The sequence below is a fragment of the Methanosarcina sp. UBA5 genome, from assembly GCF_002505485.1.
Lineage (GTDB): Archaea > Halobacteriota > Methanosarcinia > Methanosarcinales > Methanosarcinaceae > Methanosarcina.
Genome location: NZ_DAVG01000049.1, coordinates 12,111 through 31,424 on the forward strand (window position 1 = coordinate 12,111; position 19,314 = coordinate 31,424).

At 43.4% G+C, this 19,314-nt stretch carries 19 protein-coding genes; 4 read left to right on the top strand and 15 right to left on the bottom strand.

The genetic code is table 11. From position 1 onward, the window contains the following. Positions 1 to 165: 165 nt before the first annotated feature. A complete protein-coding gene (locus BP621_RS04580) occupies positions 166 to 387 on the bottom strand; it encodes a hypothetical protein (RefSeq protein WP_292388204.1) in 222 nt (73 codons plus the stop codon). A 430-nt stretch (positions 388 to 817) separates the two neighbouring features. On the opposite strand from BP621_RS04580, the gene BP621_RS04585 reads away from it, so the two are divergent. Continuing rightward, a complete protein-coding gene (locus tag BP621_RS04585) occupies positions 818 to 1,255 on the top strand; it encodes a hypothetical protein (RefSeq protein WP_292388205.1) in 438 nt (145 codons plus the stop codon). 177 nt (positions 1,256 to 1,432) lie between these two features. Here BP621_RS04585 and BP621_RS04590 read toward each other — a convergent pair whose 3' ends face one another. The 13 genes from BP621_RS04590 to BP621_RS04650 form a co-directional block, all read right to left on the bottom strand. After that, positions 1,433 to 1,996: an XTP/dITP diphosphatase gene (locus BP621_RS04590; protein ID WP_292388206.1), complete on the bottom strand. Its 564-nt coding sequence runs from the start codon at positions 1,994 to 1,996 to the stop codon at positions 1,433 to 1,435. After that, positions 1,989 to 3,626, bottom strand: a complete 1,638-nt coding sequence (locus BP621_RS04595) for a bifunctional N(6)-L-threonylcarbamoyladenine synthase/serine/threonine protein kinase (RefSeq protein WP_292388207.1) — start codon at positions 3,624 to 3,626, stop codon at positions 1,989 to 1,991. The genes BP621_RS04590 and BP621_RS04595 overlap by 8 nt, the downstream gene beginning before the upstream one ends. 570 nt (positions 3,627 to 4,196) lie before the next feature. Further along, positions 4,197 to 7,238: a tetratricopeptide repeat protein gene (locus tag BP621_RS04600; protein WP_292388208.1), complete on the bottom strand. Its 3,042-nt coding sequence runs from the start codon at positions 7,236 to 7,238 to the stop codon at positions 4,197 to 4,199. 550 nt (positions 7,239 to 7,788) lie between these two features. Further along, the gene (locus BP621_RS04605; protein WP_048109017.1) at positions 7,789 to 7,938 is read right to left on the bottom strand and encodes a 30S ribosomal protein S27ae; all 150 of its coding nucleotides are present in this window, start codon (positions 7,936 to 7,938) and stop codon (positions 7,789 to 7,791) included. Positions 7,939 to 7,953: 15 nt separating this feature from the next. Further along, entirely contained in the window at positions 7,954 to 8,259 is a 306-nt protein-coding gene (locus BP621_RS04610; RefSeq protein WP_292388209.1) for a 30S ribosomal protein S24e, read from the bottom strand. Next, complete coding sequence (locus BP621_RS04615; RefSeq protein ID WP_292388210.1) at positions 8,240 to 8,827, bottom strand: GTP-dependent dephospho-CoA kinase family protein; 588 nt, start codon at positions 8,825 to 8,827, stop codon at positions 8,240 to 8,242. Before BP621_RS04615 ends, BP621_RS04610 begins: the two co-directional genes overlap by 20 nt. Position 8,828: 1 nt before the next feature. After that, positions 8,829 to 9,014: a transcription elongation factor subunit Spt4 gene (gene spt4 / locus BP621_RS04620; RefSeq protein ID WP_292373386.1), complete on the bottom strand. Its 186-nt coding sequence runs from the start codon at positions 9,012 to 9,014 to the stop codon at positions 8,829 to 8,831. Between the two features lie 17 nt (positions 9,015 to 9,031). Further along, complete coding sequence (locus BP621_RS04625) at positions 9,032 to 9,616, bottom strand: DNA-directed RNA polymerase (RefSeq protein WP_292388211.1); 585 nt, start codon at positions 9,614 to 9,616, stop codon at positions 9,032 to 9,034. Positions 9,617 to 9,672: 56 nt separating this feature from the next. After that, entirely contained in the window at positions 9,673 to 10,041 is a 369-nt protein-coding gene (locus tag BP621_RS04630) for a PIN domain-containing protein (RefSeq protein ID WP_292388212.1), read from the bottom strand. Continuing rightward, positions 10,038 to 11,264: a translation initiation factor IF-2 subunit gamma gene (locus BP621_RS04635; RefSeq protein ID WP_292388214.1), complete on the bottom strand. Its 1,227-nt coding sequence runs from the start codon at positions 11,262 to 11,264 to the stop codon at positions 10,038 to 10,040. Before BP621_RS04635 ends, BP621_RS04630 begins: the two co-directional genes overlap by 4 nt. Before the next feature lie 348 nt (positions 11,265 to 11,612). Continuing rightward, the gene (locus BP621_RS04640) at positions 11,613 to 12,776 is read right to left on the bottom strand and encodes a formate--phosphoribosylaminoimidazolecarboxamide ligase family protein (RefSeq protein ID WP_292388215.1); all 1,164 of its coding nucleotides are present in this window, start codon (positions 12,774 to 12,776) and stop codon (positions 11,613 to 11,615) included. Between the two features lie 367 nt (positions 12,777 to 13,143). Then, positions 13,144 to 13,887, bottom strand: coding sequence for a stage II sporulation protein M (locus tag BP621_RS04645; RefSeq protein ID WP_292388216.1), 744 nt, complete (start codon positions 13,885 to 13,887; stop codon positions 13,144 to 13,146). 71 nt (positions 13,888 to 13,958) lie between these two features. Continuing rightward, a complete protein-coding gene (locus BP621_RS04650) occupies positions 13,959 to 14,816 on the bottom strand; it encodes a DUF63 family protein (RefSeq protein WP_292388217.1) in 858 nt (285 codons plus the stop codon). Positions 14,817 to 15,423: 607 nt separating this feature from the next. On the opposite strand from BP621_RS04650, the gene BP621_RS04655 reads away from it, so the two are divergent. The 3 genes from BP621_RS04655 to BP621_RS04665 all read left to right on the top strand — a co-directional run bounded on the left by BP621_RS04655 (position 15,424) and on the right by BP621_RS04665 (position 18,129). Continuing rightward, positions 15,424 to 16,494, top strand: a complete 1,071-nt coding sequence (locus BP621_RS04655; protein ID WP_292388218.1) for an NAD(P)-dependent glycerol-1-phosphate dehydrogenase — start codon at positions 15,424 to 15,426, stop codon at positions 16,492 to 16,494. A gap of 475 nt (positions 16,495 to 16,969) precedes the next feature. Further along, the gene (locus tag BP621_RS04660) at positions 16,970 to 17,419 is read left to right on the top strand and encodes a UPF0179 family protein (RefSeq protein ID WP_292388219.1); all 450 of its coding nucleotides are present in this window, start codon (positions 16,970 to 16,972) and stop codon (positions 17,417 to 17,419) included. Positions 17,420 to 17,493: 74 nt separating this feature from the next. Next, entirely contained in the window at positions 17,494 to 18,129 is a 636-nt protein-coding gene (locus BP621_RS04665) for a DUF2150 family protein (RefSeq protein ID WP_292388220.1), read from the top strand. Positions 18,130 to 18,271: 142 nt separating this feature from the next. On the opposite strand, the gene BP621_RS04670 is transcribed toward BP621_RS04665, so the two are convergent. Beyond that, the coding region (locus BP621_RS04670) for a glycosyltransferase family 4 protein (RefSeq protein WP_292388221.1) at positions 18,272 to 19,314 on the bottom strand (1,043 nt) is incomplete at its 5' end.

Below are 19,314 nucleotides of genomic sequence, written 5' to 3' on the forward strand. Positions count from 1 at the left end.
CCTGAAGGCATCCATATTCTTTCTGAATCCTGCCCGCCTTTTATAAAGTGTACCGGCTTTCTTTCAAGAAATAATCTCTTTTTAACTCCATTATTATACTGGTAGATAATTGTATTATTTTCAAGAGTCCATTCTAAGTCGCTCAGTTGCCCATTGCATTCAGGATCAGGGTTCTACTCCGAAGCTAATATACCTGACTGAAGCAAGAAAGGAAAATTTGAGGGTACACATTGTTTCCTCAGGACTGTGACTCTCAGCAGAATCTCGGGCATACCTTTCCTGAATTGAACGGATCGATAGGGAAGCAGCCTCGGCCTGGGATTTAATTTCCGCATCTTCAAGAACAGGACTCACCGTATGCCAGGCCTGAGCTACCAGAATAAGCACTGCCGCAAGCAGCCCGAGATATACAACGAGTTTTAGTAAGAGAGTATCTGCAGCCTTGGGTCTGAGTCAAGATATCTCATCAAAGAGTTAACATGTGGCATACACTAAAAAATTTTATTTGCCTTCATAACAGATAATCCTTGATAACAGCATCTTTGATTAATAGATCATCTTTGATTAACATACAATTTTTCACAAAAGTAGAGTTAAATCGCACATATTGGATTAGCAGACAGTCCTCGATTAACAGAAAAGCTGTGAGAATAACAAAGTAAAAGAAAACTTGAAGGATAAAGAACAAATTAAAACATAAACAATAAAGAAGAAAAGAATAAATCGCCAAAGGATAAAATTACATAATATCAAAAGATAATGAAAAATACACGGAGGGTTTGGGATAGAAGAAGAATGTAACGAAAACGTGCTCTATGTGCCTTTTTCTGAAGAACAGCTTGCCGAAATAAAGAAGTACGCGAGCATCAGTGGCATGGAAGTTGAAGAATTTATAAAGAGTGTTTGTCTGACTCACTGTCTCCAGCAAATGGAATGCCTTTATGGGGAAAAGTCAGAAGCATCTGAGGCTGCAGGAGGCGCTGAAAAACCGGAAAGTGGAATCGAAGTAGCAAGGAAAGTTGAGTTTAAAGGCCAAAAGCTGGGCTCGATTTCAAAAGAACTGCCTGCCTCAACCTCAAAAGATCTACTTGATGGACCGCTCGTTCTGGACCAGCAGTGTATTATGGATTTATTTGCAATCAAACGAGAATTTGGTAATCTTTCGAATAATGAGATTATTACTATCGCTCTGAAACTAGGTCTGAACCAGCTCGATATAGCTCTTGGTCTACTTAAAAATAAACTAAAAGAATGAAGAAAAGTATGGGAAAAAAGGGAAGGATTGATATAAACAATCCTTTTTAGGCAGTTTTTCTGCGGCTGCGGTTTATTAATTCATACTGTCAGACTTGCTGTCAAGCCTTAATGTCAAGCCTTAATGTCAAGTTTTTTGTACATTCTTACTTTGAAGTCTTGATATCAAATTTTGCTGTCAGATTTTTTCAAGTTTACCCTTATACCATTCCAGGAAACTGTCAATGGCCCTGCGCCGGTGGGAAACTTTATTTTTCTCGACGTCCCCAAGTTCCCCGAAGGTTATTCCCTGGTATTCGAAAATAGGGTCATACCCAAAACCGCCTGTGCCTCTTTCTTCATATGCTATTTTCCCTTCAACTATACCTGGAAAAACCAGAGGTTCTTTTCCGGGCTCGCAATATCCGATAACGGTCTTAAAATACGCTGTCCTGTTGGTTTCCCCTTCCATGAGCTTAAGCACTTTCGGGTTTCCGAGTGTGTCCTCTATAAAACGAGAGTAAGGACCTGGAAAGCCGTTTAAAGCTTTTATGAAAATTCCGGAATCGTCTACCATTGCAGGCATGTTCAGTCTGTTAGCAACATATTGCGCTCCATAGGCTGCAATGGGCTCAAGATCGTCTTCCTGAAGTTCGGGATAGCCGTTTTTATCCTGGATTACTTCAATTCCGAAAGTCCTGAGGATGTCCCTTACCTCGGCAAACTTGCCTTTGTTTCCTGTAACAAATACGAGCTTATGCATAACGAGCCCTCTTTTTAATTTCTTCAACGCGCTTGAGTACATCCTCTGAATCTATAAAAGTACGCTGGTACCCTCTGTTGAAAGCTTCTATAAGGGCCTGGTGGTTGCGGTGAGTACTCTCAAAGGTCTGGAAAAGTACATGGACATCAACCCCTCTGGCCTCAAGGCCCTTGTCGAAATACGCAAGCCCGAAATCAAGGAGATAAAGCCTTTCGCTTGCAAGCAGTAGGTTTGAGGTTGTCAGATCGCCATGAATTATACCTGCACTATGGAGTTTTCCTACAAGCTCTCCCACTTTTTCGGAAATCTCAGGAGTAATCAGGTATTTTATGGGAATGCCATCAATATACTGCATCTTGAGCTTGAAATCTTCCACGTCATAGATAATTGGCGTAGAAACCCCACTGCGTCGGGCTTCAGACATCAGGCGGGCTTCTGTCCGGTTTCTCTCGGCCCTGATCCTTTCATCAATTTCTTTATGCCTGTAAGCTTTCGGAACTCTTTCCTTAATAAGCACTTTCTTTCCTTCAGGCCCGTCTTCGAGGTAAACAACAGCTTCGGCCCCGTTGTCCAGCGTTTCTCCAATTTGAAGTGAAGTTCCGGGAAGGATTTCAGGGATCTTTTTCATCTCTTTTTCCCTGATCCAAGTCACTTTTACATCATCAGTCCGATAACTCGGGTTTACGCGAGAATCTTCAAGGGAAAGGGTGTTTCCGGATTTATACATAAGAAGCCCGGTGTATGCGATCATTGTCCCGTTATCTCCCATAAAGCGTTTTTCGGGCACATAGAATTTCGCGCCTCTGGCTTCGCACATATCGTTTAACATTTCTCGGAGTCTTGTGTTTGCCCCAACTCCTCCTGCCAGCAAGACTTCTTTTTTTCCGGTGTGAGCAAGAGCTCGCTCTGCAACCTCAACAACCATTGCAAAAGCCGTTTCCTGATAAGAATAGCAGACATCTTCAATAGAAGCTTTTTTCAAGGCTTCACTGGCTGCCGTGGAAAGCCCGGAAAAGGAAAGGTCCATACCTTTTATCACATAAGGAAGATGAATATACCTTTTTGCGTTCTTTGCATAGGCCTCGATCTTTGGCCCTCCAGGATGCGGCAGGCCAGCCCCCCGCGCAAACTTATCAAGGGCATTTCCAAGCCCTATATCCAGGGTTTCCCCAAAGACTCTGTACCTTCCTCCCATATAGGAAATAACCTGAGAATTGGCCCCGCTTACGTAAAGAACGACAGGGTCCGTTGCAGGCGTTCTCCAGATCCCGATTTCTATATGGGCAATGCAGTGATTGACCCCTATCAGAGGAGCGCCCAGGGATATGGAAAGCATTCTGGCTGCCGTTGCAACCGTTCTCAGGCAAGGCCCAAGCCCAGGCCCCTGGGAGAAAGCTATTCCATCAATTTCTGAAGGGTTTACTCCCTTTTCTTTTGCTTCTGCAAGAAGCCTCTTTATAACGCTGGCTGCATACTTTGCATGATGCTGGGCTGCTTCCCTGGGGTGAATCCCTCCAGTTTTGGGTTTGTAGGTCTCTGTGACCTCGGCAATAATTTCGGTCTCGGTCACGATTGCGGCACTCAGGTTCCAGGCAGTGCCCTCGATTCCAAGGATGAACGTGTTTTTCAAGGCTTACGGTCTCCTTCCAGTCCTTTTTGCTGTCACTGCCTTCGATAATACAGGAGAAAACTTATATACGTTTGCATCCCGAATTGCGCCTCGGGAGTACGCGGTCCGTTTCACTCGCTTCGCTCACTCAAGCGGACTAATTCACGGGACAGAAATTTCCGTGTCTTTCCGTGTTATAGAAAAATGAAATGGATAACTTACGTTCATTTCCGAAGTGTTGAAGTAGAATTATAGAGTTTAGAAATATCTGTTGTTGAAAATCGCATTCAAGCTTGATATTACTCTTTTTGGCTTGGCTACATTTTAACTGAGTAATTATTTTTTACTTATTAACTGAAATATCAAAAGTAAATATTCAGCCTATATAAAACAGAATCAATAGCCATAGTTATTAAAATTCAATAGATTAATTTCTGTAAATTTATTTCCTTAAGCTGTTGGCGATTGATTACATTTAATCTTTTTTCATAGGTTATTTCTCGGATTCCTCGTTTTTACTATAATCAGCATCAACAGACATGTTTTGATAGGCTGAACAGTTACTCTCAAAATTGTATTTTTTCCAAAACTTTAAAAATTTTCGAGCTTTCGCACACTTTCTTCCATGAGTTCGGGAGAGAACAAGCTTATCTCAAGCTTTTCACCAAAGTCCTCAAGTATAGATTCAGGAATATCGAGATCAGGGTATGGAGGAGGAAGAGGCTCAAGATCTTCTTCGTCCGGCCTGCTTTGCCTGAAACCGGGCAGAAGCAGAATAAAAACCAAAAACATGATAAAGACCATGTACTCTGTGCCGTAAATCGGCCATGAAATATTCCCTGTGAGAGAAAAAAGGTGATTTATATAGAACGCAGGCCAGGAGATAACTGGAAGGGATAGCGCTGCCGGATGGGACAACAGAAGACTGAATATAAAAAGGAAAATGAACCCAAAACTCAGCTTTTTAAGCAAGCGGTTTGTCCTTGCATCAAGCCACCATTCCCACCAGATAGGTTTCAGAGGGCCTGTACGGAGATTTTTCAGGGACAATGCTGCAAGCTTTTTAACTTCGGCTGGGGGGTCCAGTCTCAGGCATTCATCAAGTCTATCGGCGGCTTTTCGGAAGTAGCGCGCCCGGCAGTAAAAAAGCCCCAGAAAATAAAGGGCATAAGCTTTCAGTTCATTATCTTCGAACCTTTGCCGGATGGCTGCTTTTTCAAGTTTTCCTGCAGCTGCAAGGAGCATATGCCTGAAACGTGCACTATTTTCCTCAAAAGATGCTTCTGCATACATATACCTCGCGTACACATCCCAGAGCAACAGTCTCTGGTCTTCCGAATCCATGGCAAGAGCTCGCCTGAAAGACTCAAGTGCTTCCTCACAGGCCTGCTCTTGAAGTTCTACCCGACCTTTCAGGTTTCTTGAGAATGCATTCTCAGGAGCTTCTGAAATCGAGGATTCGAGCTCTTTTAATGCACCCCTACTGTTTCCGAGCCTGAAGTAAAGCTCTGCGAGCCCGTTTCTTGCGTGAGAATTTTTTGGATTTATATCGATTGCTTTCCTGTATGCCTTGAGAGCTCTTTCGAAATCTTCCAGCCTGAAACAGGCAAAACCCAGCAGGCAGGAAGGCAAATCTGAGCTAATCTCGTCTGTTGTTAGCGCTTCAAGGACTGAAATGGCTTTCTCAAACTCCTGCAACCTTATGAGGGCAAAAGCTTTCATGACTGAGGCCTGGGTGTTTTGAGGGTAGAGGGTAAGAATTCTATCAAATATTTTCAGGGCTTTTCTCCATTCTCCACAGTGCGCAAAAACCAGGCCTTTTCCGGAACATGCAATATCCTCAGCTTTGGAAAGTTCCCTGGCGCTTTCAAAAGCTTTTAAAGCATCCTGATGCCTGCCAAGGGCATCCAAAGCAAGCCCTTTAGCATTCCAGAGAATTTCCTGCCGGAAATTTTGATTATCAGAGATAAAAACCCCAGATCCCTCGTGTTCCTCATTTTTTATTGATTTCTCTGCTCCTGAGGCTGCATAAAGAGCCCCTTCGATATTTTCAAGAGTTTTCAAGGCTTCTTCATATTTTTTCAGGCAGAGAAGAGTAATTCCTTTGTAAATCCAGGGAAAAGAGTTTTCAGATTCCTTTTTCGTGGCATTGTCAAAGGCTTTAAGAGCTTCACCATACTCTCCAAGCTCAGCAAAAGCAAATCCCCGGTATTTCCAGCTTTCATCTCCAGTTTCTCTTTCAGGAAGCTCCCCAGACAATTCCAAATATTTATTAAAAGCTGCCTGGAGCTGACTTTCAAGAACCTTCTCAAAATCGTTTTCCTGATGTTTGAGCCGGGAGAGAGTGACTCCTCGGTTATATCGGGCAGGCAGACTATCATAGTCAAGTTCGAGGAGCGTCTCATAAGCTTCAAGAGCTTCTCTGTATCTTCCAAGTTTACAAAGCGTATTTCCCTTTCCGTTCCATGCAAAAAGGTTTTCGGAATCAAGCCTAAGAACCTCCTCAAAGCTCTCAAGAGCTTTTGAATAATTCCCAAGTTGATAATATACCTCTCCAAGGCCGCTCAAAATGCTGCAATTCTCAGTTCCGGAGGAGAGGGCCTTTTCATAAGCCTGTAAAGCTTCGTAAGGCCTCCGAGTGGCGAGAAAGTAATTACCTACTCCTCTCCATCCCTCTGGATTCGAAGGCTCATCTTCAAGTACTTTCCTGAAAGCTTCAAGAGACTCCTGGTATCTTCCAAGTGCCAGCAGGGCTTTTCCTTTGCCGGTTTTTGCCTCTATAAGAGAGTTATCCAGCTCAAGCGCATTTTCAAAAACGTCAAGAGCTTCCAAGGGCCTTCCCAGCTGTCCGAGAAGCCTGCCCCTTTCGAGCCTGTTTTTTGCGTTTCCTGGCTCAAGGATAAGGCTTTTTTCGAAAGCGGAAAGAGCTTCCTCTTTACTTCCCATGCCTTCGAGAATCCTGCCCTGGATTTCCCAGGCCGCAGAGGACGAAGGTTCTAGTTCCAGAGCCTTTTCACAGGTTCTCAAAGCTTCTCTCCTTCTGCCCAGTACAAGGTATGCTTTTGCCTCGCCTTCTAATGCCCCTGAATGTGAAGGTTCCAGCTTCAGAGTTTTTTCATAAGCCTCAAGTGCCTCTTCATTTCTCCCAAGCGCAGACAGGGTTGTTCCTCTATAGTACCAGGCCTTCAGGTTTTCGGGATTAAACTCGGCGGCTCTGGTAAAAGCCTCAAGAGCTTCTCCATCTCGTGAGAGCTGTTTTAAAGCAAGCCCGCTATAGTACAGGGCACCGATGTGCTTTTCATCTCTCCCAAGAACGCCGTTAAAAGCCTCAAGCGCCTGTTCTGGCATGTTCAGGTATCCGAAGGTAAGTCCTTTGAGATATCGGGAAGGAATATTTTCAGGATCAAAATAAAGTGCCTTTCCAAAAGCCTGCAGAGCTTCTTCCGGGCGGTCCAAGTAACGGAGTATATTTCCCCTGTACTGCCAAGCGATGCTATCCTCAGGATTTACCTCAAGCACGGCATCGAAAGCTTCAAGTGCCTTCTCAAAGTTTTTCTCTGACCCGATCTGGTTCTTCAGGTTCAAAAGAGCAAGGGCTTTACTGTACCAGGCTCTGGCATAAAGAGAATTCATGGGCCCCCGGAGATCTTTGAGTAAATTATAGTTAATTCAAATTTATATAAATATATAAGAGGCTTATTATAAATATGGGCGCAGAAGATAGTTACTGAATTGATTTTCAATAATTTGCCGGCTCTCTTAAACTCAAGCCTGAGCAGTTAAGCCTGGACAGTTTATAATAAAAAGATATTCAATGGAAAATTAGCCCTCTTGGCTTAGCTAAATATCTTCATTGTAATTCAGCCCTCTTGAGCGCAACCGTTGCGCCGGTTTATCACGCCGGATAGGGTTTGGGAATAAGGTCCTTAAATCCAAACGTTGACCTGTTTTCGATAAACCCTTTTGAAAAAAGATTGTTGGTAAATCAGCCTGCTTGAGTAAGTTGAAAAACAACTTATCTTGTCCATAATTCAGCTCTCTTGAGCGAAGCGAAATTCGGGTAGCGAAAAGGGCACCGTCCTCCCGAGACGGGACTCGGGAAGCGGAACTCGGGAGTGAAAGGAACCGCAGGTATATCCTGCGGCTCTAGTTGAAAAAGAGTTTTGTCTATTATTTAAGTGGATTACTTCTTGAATTCGGTATAACCACACTTTCCGCAGGCGAGACGGTTCTTGTGGTCGGCGAGGAATGTACCTGGCCCGCATCTGGGACAGAACTGTTTGATTCTGGTTACGGAGTCGCCCTGGACTTTATAGTAATCTTTTACTGCCATTTATATGCACCTCGCTTAAGCCTCTTCTCCCTCAGTTTCCGTTCCTGGGGCAGCGTTTCTCTTCAGGACGTATTCCAGTTCTACTTCCTTCATGCGGTCGGCATTTTCGTAGAGTTTGGCATAGCCCTTGCCTTCCTGCAGTCCGTATTCGGTTTTGATTCTCTGGACTATCAGCAGTTCAAGAGGGGCATTCAGCATCGCAGCGAGTTTATTCCTGATGTCATTTCTGGAAGGAGTCGAACCTTCATATTTCACAATGAAATCCAGTTCCCTTCGATTTAAAAGTGCATTTTTCTTGTCCTTAAGAATTCTTATGTCCATCTAAAATTCTCCGTAGCTTATCCAATTCGTAATTCTGATTTTTGCTGATGAGTTTCTCAAAGAGAGTCCTTATTTCCCCTTTTTTCTCCTCAGTGACCTTCACAAAGACCACACCCTCATCGGGCTGTCCGTACAGAACCACAGAGTCCAGAGGGGCAAGAAGAATTACAGGAAGGGTTGCCAGATCCTCTTCTCCCCTTACAAAGATCCTGAGAGGTTTGTCGGAAGCAAACGCTTCACAAAGGGTTTTTATCAACTCATCGGTAATAATTCCTGCAGGGTTGTCCACAGATACTTCGTCATAAACTTTATCCATATTTCGGGCGGATACATGACTGGAAACCGGTTTCCTTTTAGTGCGGTTGTCCACAATACAGATATCCGGAATAATCCCGACCTCAAGCAGGTGGAAGGTAGTAACATCCCCTACGGATATAAGTTTTGTGGGGCTTCCAAGCTCTCCTGCAAACTTCTCTATGGTATCCCTGCCCTTGCCCCTGTAAAGCATACCCAGGGGTTTTTTCATCAGTGGACGAAGTTCTCTCGGAAGCTCAATATGAACACTCAAATCAGCGCACCTTCAGAGCAAATTTATCCGGAATGTCAACCCCAAGCTTTTTTGCTATTTCTGAGCGTTCAGCATCCAGGATAATTACAAGCCCACTCCATTCCTCTGCAAGGTCCGAAGTTCCACAGATAGGGCAGTTTTGTCCTTCCAGAACTCTCATGCAGTGTCGACATACTTTTTCTGCCATACAAATCCTCTTCCTTTTCAGGCAGCTCCTTCAGGAGCAACTTCATGAGACTGCTTCTTTTTACGGGCTTCTTCGAGCCACTGTAGCTTTCCAAGAGCAGTCTGACGCATGGTAAGGCCTATTTTGCTTTCTTTAGGTTCCCTCTCGTTGATACTTACAGCGACAACCCTGGCTCTTACATGGTCACCTTCAGCAATGGCTTTGCCTCCGTTCTTTGTCACAAGCCTTGCGTTCTTGGCGTCGTATGAAATAAAATCATCCGTAATCTGGCTGACGTGAAGCAAGCCGTCCATTGGTCCTATCCCTACAAAAACTCCGAAACCAACAGCTTCAACAACTTCGCCCTCAATAATCTCCTGGAGCTCAGGTACGAACATTATTGCTTCGAATGTAACATCATAATATACTGCCCCGTCTCCTACGAGGATATGCCCTTCCCCTATCTCAACTATTTTGCAAATCGCGACGAGGGAACCAAGTTTTTTGTCAACCTGTCCCTCAAGTTTATCTCTTAATGCATTTTTAACAGTTTGCGTCACCTCTTTCCCTAAAAGGGTAGGAGGGATACGGACCGTATCAACGAGCTTCATCATTTTATACATCTGCTAATCACCCGTAAAAACAATCAATTTAATGCTGCCCGGTAAAATAATATGGTTCAGACAAAGTCCAGTTTGTTTTTCTGGCGCAGGGATATGGTCTGGATCCCTTTTTCGGCAAGCCTGCGCTTCAACCCGATATCGTTTGTGAGGACAGCTGCTCCCATTTCCTTCGCCAGCCTGAGAATTACATCATCCGCAGGGCCTGCAGCAGGAGTTATACGCTCGCATCTGTCCATCATGGACCTGGCAACCTTTGCAGCTGTTTTGTCCGAACCTCTTTCCCGCTTTATGAGTTTTTCTATCTCGAATACTACAGCCTCAGGCACAAAAAATTCGTCAAATCCCAGTCTATTAAGTTCTTCGAAAATATCCACTCCGAACTGGACCGGGATCATGAACCCATTAGTATCAATTATAACTTTCAACTCTTAATTACCCCTACTCCAATAAGCCGCCAGCGAGAGTCGATTCTCCTACTGATAGCAACCCTTGACCCGATAGCTGCGCTAATAGGGCGTTTAAGGGCCACCTGCGCTTCGTTTTTCCTGGCACTTGTAACCACTCCAACTGTGGTTGCAGTTCCGATATTGAGCATAAGGGGTTCACTTGTCTTGATTTCATTGATTTTTTCTTCCCTTGTAACTCCCACTACTCTCTCGAGCAGGTGTAATTCCATGACGAACTGATGTCTGGTCTCGGGAAGGGTACCAGGTGCGCCTGCAATTTGTCCTGTTAAAGAGTCACCTTTTGTCAGAGTAGGGTCAAGATAAGTCCCTACAGCCAGAAGGCCTCCGGGAGTTGCTTCTTCTACCTTTGTCGCGCCTGCAAAGATAGACGAAATTGTTGTCAAAATCGGAATCCATCTTGTAGTGCCTTCGGTTGTAACCTTAATTCCTGGCCTTATCTCCAGCTCGTCTCCGGGGTGAAGAACTCCTTCCGTTAAAGTTCCTCCGATAACTCCCCCACGCATCTCATCGATTGAAGCCCCTGGTCTGTTAATGTCAAAAGAACGGGCAATCAACAGGCTGGCAGGCTTGTCCACTTTGTGGACAGGAGCAGGAATCACGGTTTCCAGAGCATCGATAAGGATATCGATATTAATATTCTGCTGAGCCGAGATTGGGATTATAGGTGCATTTTCTGCGACCGTGCCTTTAACAAATTCTTTTATCTGGTGATAATTCTCGATAATGCGTTCTTTGGATACAAGGTCGATCTTATTTTGCACTATTACGATATTTTTAATCCCTATAATATCCAGGGCCATAAGGTGTTCTTTTGTCTGGGGCTGCGGGCAGTCTTCGTTTGCTGCAATAACCAGCACTGCCCCGTCCATAATAGCAGCACCTGAGAGCATAGTAGCCATCAGTGTTTCGTGCCCCGGGGCATCTACAAAGGACACAGTCCTGTGTTCTTCAGTCTTTTCTCCACAGTTAAGGCAAGTCTTTTCTACAGTGTAACATTGGGGAGAGGGGCATTTGGGACATTTCATGAATAGGGAGTCTGCATACCCCAGTCTGATAGAAATTCCTCTTTTTACTTCCTCACTATGTGTATCTGTCCAAACGCCTGATAAGGCTTTAACAAGCGTGGTTTTTCCATGGTCGACATGTCCTACCATGCCGATATTAACACAAGGCTGACTCAAGTTGTAATTTCCTCCAGTAAAGTGAAGTGATCCATATAAGGCAGGTCTTTATCTTAAACCTGAACCATAAAATTTGGAATTACTTTTTCCAGTAGGTCCGCAGATTCCAACCTTTAAATCATCTGGTCTGTAATTTGAAATACAATTCTGAATTAAAGCGGGATTTGTGGGACGGAAATATTCTCCGTCCCAATCCTTAGTCTGGATTTCCTGAATTAGGAATCCGGGCAAATTCTATTATTATATTTTCTTATCGCGGTTTAAGGCTTGCAGATTCAGGCGATACTTTTAAAGTTTACGGTATCCTGCATATTTAATATCTACTAATGCCGGAAAGCCTTAATAAATTTATGTGACGATAGCGTCAAGCTTCTCCAGTTCGAGGGCGCGCCTTATCTCAAAGGCCAGCCTTCTTCCAGTACTCATTGGTTTTCTCCAGAGCGAGTTGCCGTAAGAATGCCCTACTGACATATGCACATTGGTCCCGCCGCCTACTCTTGGGGCCACGTCATAAATATAGAAGTTAAGATCCTTATCAACGCAGGTCTGCAGGCAGAAAGGCCCTATAATTCCAGGAGAATAATGTTCCTGTGTAGCTTTTACATATTTTTCTCCCATTTGGAAGACTTTCTCAAGAAGAGACTCACGCAGGGTTGCAGAGTTGTGCCCGCAGACCGTATATTCGGGAGTTAGCTGGCTTTCAGCCAGGGCCATTTGCTGCGGGGCAGGAAGCCTTACATGTCCGTCAAGGCTGGTCTCAAAACGCCAGTCAATCCCAAGAAGTTCCAGCTTGCTCATTTTCGGCTCGATTGGGGAATAAAACATGTCAAAGTTGAATACAGGACCTATGATATAGCGCTCTATCCTTGCTTTTTCGAGGGCCTCACGTGTGATAACTCCCTGCCTAATTAGAGCTTCGGATTTCTCCAGATACTCTCTGTAACTTGAAGCGGTAAAAAATCCCCGCTCGAGTTTTTTTACTGCATGCGGGAGCTTGACCATTACGAGTTCGTTGATATCCTTAGGAGACTCGATTTTTTCCGGAAAAGGAAGCCCTGCTTTTTCCAGAATCCAGTAATAGCTCTGCTGCTCACTGCGTTCCTCGCTCCTAAGAAGATTCCTGCTTCCTACAAGAGGAACTCTGAAGCTCTCTTCGATCTCATCTATACTGCAGTAGGAGGTAAAGGAACGATTCGGGACAAAAAGCACATTTTCATCAACCAGTTTCTGCTGGTTTTCGGGCAGGAGTATTTCGTTGTACTTTTTGAAAACAATGGTCTCGTCAACAATCCCCCTCTTTACTTTTCCAGAAAGGTCTCTCTGGGACCTGAAATATTCGCTGTATGTTTTTTCCCTGCCAGCTTGGCAGACAGCAAGAGTCCTGAATTCCTCTTCAACTGCCCCGTCGCAGATGTCGAGTCCTGAGTGAGAGCCTATAGTTCCAACTTTTATCTTATCAGCATGGGTATAATAGCCTTCAACGATTTCCTTAATCTCTTTCCTGTCAATCATATTTGATGTTCCTTGGCTTTGGAAATAATATTTCTTTCAATGAAATGATAATAAGTATGGCTTTCAAACCTGCTACTCGAGGGAAATTCCTCGAAATACAGGTCTCGCGACTATTGCCATGTATTATAAAGTAAAAATTCTGATAGGTTTTCCCCATTAATGGCTTTACCTATTAAATCCCTTTCTAATATAAGTAATCATTTATATAATGAGAAGAAAGCCAGAAAAATTCTAAAGCCAAAAAGAGATTGGCCAGAACAGAGATCCAAACATTTCCCATTAGTTTTCGGGTTCTATTTCCCTTCAGTTTTTGACACTTTCCCAGTCAGTCTCCTGGTTCTGATTTTTTAGAGTTTTTGAAACGTTATTAAATCAAACTAAGGATAATAGGCGTAATAAAAGTCTCAATAATAGCTGCGACCAGAAGAAGAGGCAAGATCCAGCGGAAATAAAACATGAGCCCCTCTTTAAATTCTCTTTTGATCTGGGTAGGTTTCCCTATAAGAGCAGAAAATACCTGGTGCCCGAGCCGAAGCCCTATGCCTGCAGCCAGGAAGACCATAGGCAGTTCCAGTATTCCATGGGGAAGAAGGCCAAGCAAAATAAAGAGCAGTCCTCTTTCCTGAGCGATAAGATAAACGATAACTCCCACAATATATCCATTGAAGGCGATAAAAAGTACCGGAAGAATTCCCAGAGCCAGCCCGAGTACCAGAAAAAGCAGGCTTAAAAAGGCATTATTAAGAAAAATTGTAAGCATTATGATAAGAGGGTTCATTGTCATGATTGATTCAAAGCGGGAACTAAAACTTTCTCTTAGAGTCTCAGCCATAGAAGGAAAACTTGCAGCTGAATTATAGCCTACGATTAAGAATACAGAAAATAAAAAGGCCATGAGAAGTGCATAAGGCCAGATAAAGCGCAGATATTCTGTAAACCCCTTTTTCGAATCATTTCTGTTATCGTGCCAGGCTTCTGCCGCGCTGCTTCCTGGGAAGAAATCTTTCTCTTCTGCAGCATATCCTCTATTTTCTATCTTCCCTTCAGGAGTCCCTGAAGTCTGTACTCCTGCTTTTCTTTCCTCTGAACCATAATCGTCTTCTTTTTCCATACCTATCCCCACAAGTAATTCTCAGTTTATTTAATCCTGATCCAGATGCATATGGCCAAATATTTTTTGTCTCAAATTCCCAGCATCATCCGGATCGTGTTCCGGGTTGCAGGGGAAAGCCCAAGGATCAAAATGACCATTTTGATTAGTGCTTTCAGGTTCACGGAACGCTCGTCATCCTCAAACTGAGTGTCAAGCAAGTAAAGAACCCCTACGAAGATAATAAGCTTTAATGGATACATAACCAATGCGGTGCCAGTCAGGTTGATAAGATAGGTGGGCACTACATGCTTTTCAAAGTATCCAAGATGATCTACTCCTATGTATGTCGAAGAAGCATCCATCAAGTGAACCATCAGGATAGAAAGGTTCAGGGGATCGGTGAATATCGAGGATTTGAAATGTCGAGCAACCAGATAAAAGATAAAGGTTAGACCTGTTCCTGCCCCGATTACGAATAAGGGCACGTACGAGACTAATATACTCTCAAAATGCAGGAGAACAGCGAGATTTATGAAAAACCATGCGAGTCCGAAGCCTGCAAAGGTGAAATGAAAATCCTTTATAAGCCCTGCTTTCTGCATCCGGATTGAAATCCAGAGGCAACCTACAGTTATCGCAAAAACCAGGAAGTAAATATTGGGAGTTATGAGAAGATAGCTAAATGGTGGGTGGAAAATATCTGAAGGAGAATCCTCAATTACGCGCAGAGAAGACCCTGCAAGTACGAAAGGCAGGACAGATGCAATAAAGCGAGGGGTTATTTTTACCTCAAGCTTTTCGAGCAGCTTGAAAACCCCAAATACACAAATACCCAGTATTATTGCCCAGGTAAAGGTATTTACAGTATTATATCCCTCGTCACCTCTTATGGGATCAAGATAATAGGTATTAATAAACTGTGAGATATTATCTATTGAAAAACTCATCTTATCACTCATTCAAAATGGCAATATCCTAATACAATTAATACTTACAATGTATACACCAAACTTACTTCTTTAATCAAGAAGGTAATATTCTTCTCCGGTACACGATGTTCGTTCTGATTTAAGATATTTCTTTCCGGAGAGTTCTATCCAATAAGCGTTAGCAATATTATATAAGCTTTAATGTATTACTTTAGTTTTATAATTATTTAAAATATTTTAATGGTATAATAGGCATATATAATGTAGTGATTAGGATAGAGAATTTATAATGATGTAAACATAAAGATTATTCTGATATAAACATGGAAATAGTCTTAAATAAGTTTTGAATAAAAGAATTATAAATTATGAGTTTTGATATCTCAGACCTTAAATATACTTGAAACAAGACCTCAGACCTGAAAAACACTTTAAATATTTGTAATATATTTGATTTAAGACATATTTCAGACTGGAATTATAAAGAATTAAGTTAATGCGTTAACGTATTAAATGTACCTGATATGCCACAGTCTGCTGATAATCTAAATTTATGACTTCGTACGTATATTCGGATTTATAAGAGCCAATTTACTATCTATCGTAATAGAATACTGATGCAGGTATGAAATTGACCATTAACAAAAACAGCGCAAAATGGATGCAGCTTCCCAGAGATGTGCTTGTCGGGCATGGCGTGCTTGAGGAAATCGAAGATGTCTGCAGGGACCTGAAAATGAAAGGAAATGCGCTGATAGTAACCGGAAGTACTACAAAGGATATTGCAGGCAAAAGAGTCCGTAACCTCCTTGAGAGTGCAGGTATTAGCGCGGAAACAGTTCTGACGTGCAAAGCTACTACGGAAGAGGTTGAAAAGGTTATGGAAAAGGCCCTTGAGGTAGAGGCTAATTTTCTCCTTGGGGTTGGAAGCGGCAGGTCTATTGACCTTGCAAAACTTGCTTCTACCCGGCTTGAACTTCCTTTTATTAGCGTGCCGACTGCAGCGTCCCACGATGGCATTGCATCTTCTCGTGCCTCAATTGTGGATAATGGGAGGAGTACTTCTGCGCAGGCCCAGGCACCTATTGCCGTTATTGCAGATACGGAGATTATTTCAGCAGCTCCCTACCGCTTTCTTGCGGCTGGCTGTGGAGACATAATTTCCAATTATACAGCAGTACTGGACTGGGAACTTGCAAGCAGGCTCAGAAATGAATATTTTGGGGCATATGCTGCAGCCCTCTCCCGTATGGCTGCCCGGGTAATTATCGATTGTGCAGACTCCATAAAGCCTGAACATGAGACCTCAGCAAGGCTTGTGGTAAAGGCTCTTGTTTCGAACGGGGTTGCGATGAGTATCGCAGGCTCTTCCAGACCTGCTTCAGGCTCGGAACATATGTTCAGCCATGCCCTTGATAAGATAGCTCCAAAACCCGCGCTCCACGGAGAACAATGTGGAGTAGGGACGATTATGATGATGTACCTCCACGGTGGAAACTGGCAGGAGATAAGGGAAGCCTTAAAAAAGATAGGAGCTCCTGTAACTGCCGAGGAACTGGGTATAGAAGATAAGTATATAATTGAAGCCCTGTTACATGCACACAGTATTCGCCCGGAACGTTATACAATTCTCGGGAGCGGCCTTAATCCTTCCGCTGCTGAGAAAGTTGCAAAAATCACAAAGGTCATAAATTGAAAAGTTATTCTTATTCAGGCTAAAGCGAAGAATGAATGTCCGTTCAAGATACCAGAATTTAAGGCAGGATTCAATTCAGGAATCAAACAGCACATATACGATTAAAAAGAATCCGGTTAATCTTGAATCACTTAACTTCCAATCAGACAATCACTTAATTTCCAATCAAGTAATCACTTAATCTCCAACCAGATTAATTAGTTACTAAGTTTCCAATTAAAGAGTTATCTTAAATCAAACCCAATATCGAGTTTCAAATGATATCGAAAAGCTCCAGGTGACCCTGAGAAGCGGGACACAGGCGCGAAAAAAACAAGCTTTGAGTCGCCTGACAACACCAACAATGACGTTTTCGCTCAAGCCTTTTTTGAAAAGGCTTGTGGTCAAGTCTGTTACAAAAGGATTGTGACCGCGCCGAAAATTAAGCCTGAGAAATGGAGCACAGGCCAAAAAACAATTAAACGGAAGAGTTAGTATGACAGAGAGCGATACCAAAATAACACTTATCGGATCACGGCTTGCAAGGGAAGGACTGGAATTCATATTTAAAGGTGAGATGCCCGAATGCAAGAAATGCCGGCTGAAAAATACCTGCCTTAACCTTGAACCCGGACGCAGATACAGAGTTGAGAAAATCAGGAATAAAGACGTCCACGAATGTTTCCTGCATGATAGCGGCGTGCTTGCCGTAGATGTGAGCAAGGCACCTATCCTGACTACGTTAGAGTCAAGAAAAGCAGTCGACGGGGCAAGAATCATGTATGAGCCTCCAAAGTGCGGTAAGAGAGGATGCGAGATTTATGAGACCTGTCACCCTGAGGGACTCTCAAAAGGTGATAAATGCAAAATTGTAGAGGTTCTCGAAAACCTTGATTCCAAGTGCGAAGCCAATTATTCCCTCAAAAAGGTGAAATTGTCCTGGTGAATGTAAACAAACACATTTTAGTAATAGTAAGATTGATTATCAATAAATAAAAAAGGTAAGAAGCGGTGTTATAAGTGCCTGAACAGGAAATGAACCAGGTCCCCCCCTATGAATTTTATACCCAAAAGCGCTGGGAAAACTGGCTCGGACGGGCAAGAGAGAGCGGTTTCCAGATAAAGGAGTCGGAAGAAGAAGCTGGAAAGGAAAGTGCCATATTCGTGAATATGGTTGATGATGTGATTCTTGCCTGCCTGAAAGTGATTGCACGCTTTGATAAGGGTATGCTCTCCAGAGAAAAAGCTCTGGAGATCCTGGCTGAGATCCGGGACATTGTACTTTCCGAGGTCGAGCCAATTTCTGAAGATATCAACCTTATGATCGACTCTGTCCAGACCTCTCTTATGGGAGCTCTTATCGCCTTCGAGTGCTATATTATGGGCGACTATGACGAGGGAGCCAATATTGCAGAGCTTGTAAAATCAGCCATTGAGGCAGAATCCTCGGACAACCTTGAGCTTGCCCTTGATTATACTGCACAGTGCGGGGCGCTCGTACTTAAAGGGAAGAGCCTTCCTGAAGAGGTTATGGTCGATCTTCCCTACGGCATTGTCGCAGAATGGCTTGACGGAATTGATTCCATCTCAGCTGCAATGTTAGGAAGCGACAGCTACAAGGAATTTGACGAAGAAGATGAAGAGGATATAGTATAAACTATTCTTAACAAAGGATTCCGTTTCCAATTTTTCAGGAATGCGGAAGTCCTTTGAAAATTTATAAAAAATTGAATATCGAAGTAGATATACCTAAAAATTAAATGTTATCAAAAAAAGTTGTTAAAAAGCTTTCAGAGCTTCAACTAAGTTTCCCTGCCGCAGCCTCATGTTTTTCAATTACTTTTTTGTAGACCTCGAGAGTTTTTTCAGCTATTGTTTTCCAGTTGTATTGTTTTTTGAGAAGATCGTAACCTTTTTCCCCCATTCGGTTGTGGCCAAGTCCTTCAAGGACGTAATTAAGGCCCCAGGCAATGGAAGAGGGCTCTTTATGTGCAATAACGCCTGTCCTGAAATTTTCTACGAGGGCAACGGCATCACTTGCAACTACAGGTTTTTTTGCATCCCAGGCTTCAAGCACCACAATTCCGAAAGGCTCGTTCCGGCTGGGCACGCACACAAGGTCGCAGGCATTGAACCAGTCTATTACAGTATTATCCGGAGCGTATCCAAGGAAATTGCATGAGTTCCATATGCCAAGCCTCTGAGCCTGATTTTCGCACTGAGAGCGCATTTCTCCCTCGCCTATAAGCACAAACTGGGCATTCCTTTTTTTCAGCACTTTAGCCGCAGCTTCGACCAGCAGGTCAGGCCCTTTCTGATAGGACATCCTCCCCGTGAAAAGTACCACTGGGAGACAGGGATGAATACCATAGTGCCTTTTCACATCTCCGGGGTCGATTTGCCTTTTTATTTTTCCCACGTTTATGCCGTTAGGGATTTCCCATAGCTTGTAATCGGGAATTTTGTAGATATGTTTGATTTCTTCCTTCAATATAGTAGAAGTCGTGATAATCTCCGAAGATTCGTAGCCTCCAAGCCACTCCCTGTGTGAGATTTCCTTTGCCTCCCACCAGTCTCCGTGACGGTTTCCATTGCGCCCCCATTCCGTACTGTGGAAAGTCAGCACAAAGGGCAGTCCAAACTGGGCTTTTATCCTGCAAAGCACATTTACAGGGTGCCAGTCGTGACCATGTAGAACATCAAATTCTCCTGCACTTTCTCTCACCTCGAGGAACCGGCAGTACATACCATCACACATACGGTTCATCTGCTCAACGATTCCCCCGTTTTGATCACAGGCAATCTTGTGATAATAAACCCCATTTATTATCTCATCTTTAT

Coding starts and splice junctions, on each gene's coding strand:
- BP621_RS04590 (WP_292388206.1), bottom strand. CDS start 1,996: ATGCATAAGCTCGTATTTGTTACAGGAAACAAAGGCAAGTTTGCCGAG.
- BP621_RS04600 (WP_292388208.1), bottom strand. CDS start 7,238: ATGAATTCTCTTTATGCCAGAGCCTGGTACAGTAAAGCCCTTGCTCTT.
- BP621_RS04605 (WP_048109017.1), bottom strand. CDS start 7,938: ATGGCAGTAAAAGATTACTATAAAGTCCAGGGCGACTCCGTAACCAGA.
- BP621_RS04610 (WP_292388209.1), bottom strand. CDS start 8,259: ATGGACATAAGAATTCTTAAGGACAAGAAAAATGCACTTTTAAATCGA.
- spt4 (WP_292373386.1), bottom strand. CDS start 9,014: ATGGCAGAAAAAGTATGTCGACACTGCATGAGAGTTCTGGAAGGACAA.
- BP621_RS04625 (WP_292388211.1), bottom strand. CDS start 9,616: ATGTATAAAATGATGAAGCTCGTTGATACGGTCCGTATCCCTCCTACC.
- BP621_RS04640 (WP_292388215.1), bottom strand. CDS start 12,776: ATGATTGACAGGAAAGAGATTAAGGAAATCGTTGAAGGCTATTATACC.
- BP621_RS04645 (WP_292388216.1), bottom strand. CDS start 13,887: ATGGAAAAAGAAGACGATTATGGTTCAGAGGAAAGAAAAGCAGGAGTA.
- BP621_RS04650 (WP_292388217.1), bottom strand. CDS start 14,816: ATGAGTTTTTCAATAGATAATATCTCACAGTTTATTAATACCTATTAT.
- BP621_RS04655 (WP_292388218.1), top strand. CDS start 15,424: ATGAAATTGACCATTAACAAAAACAGCGCAAAATGGATGCAGCTTCCC.
- BP621_RS04660 (WP_292388219.1), top strand. CDS start 16,970: ATGACAGAGAGCGATACCAAAATAACACTTATCGGATCACGGCTTGCA.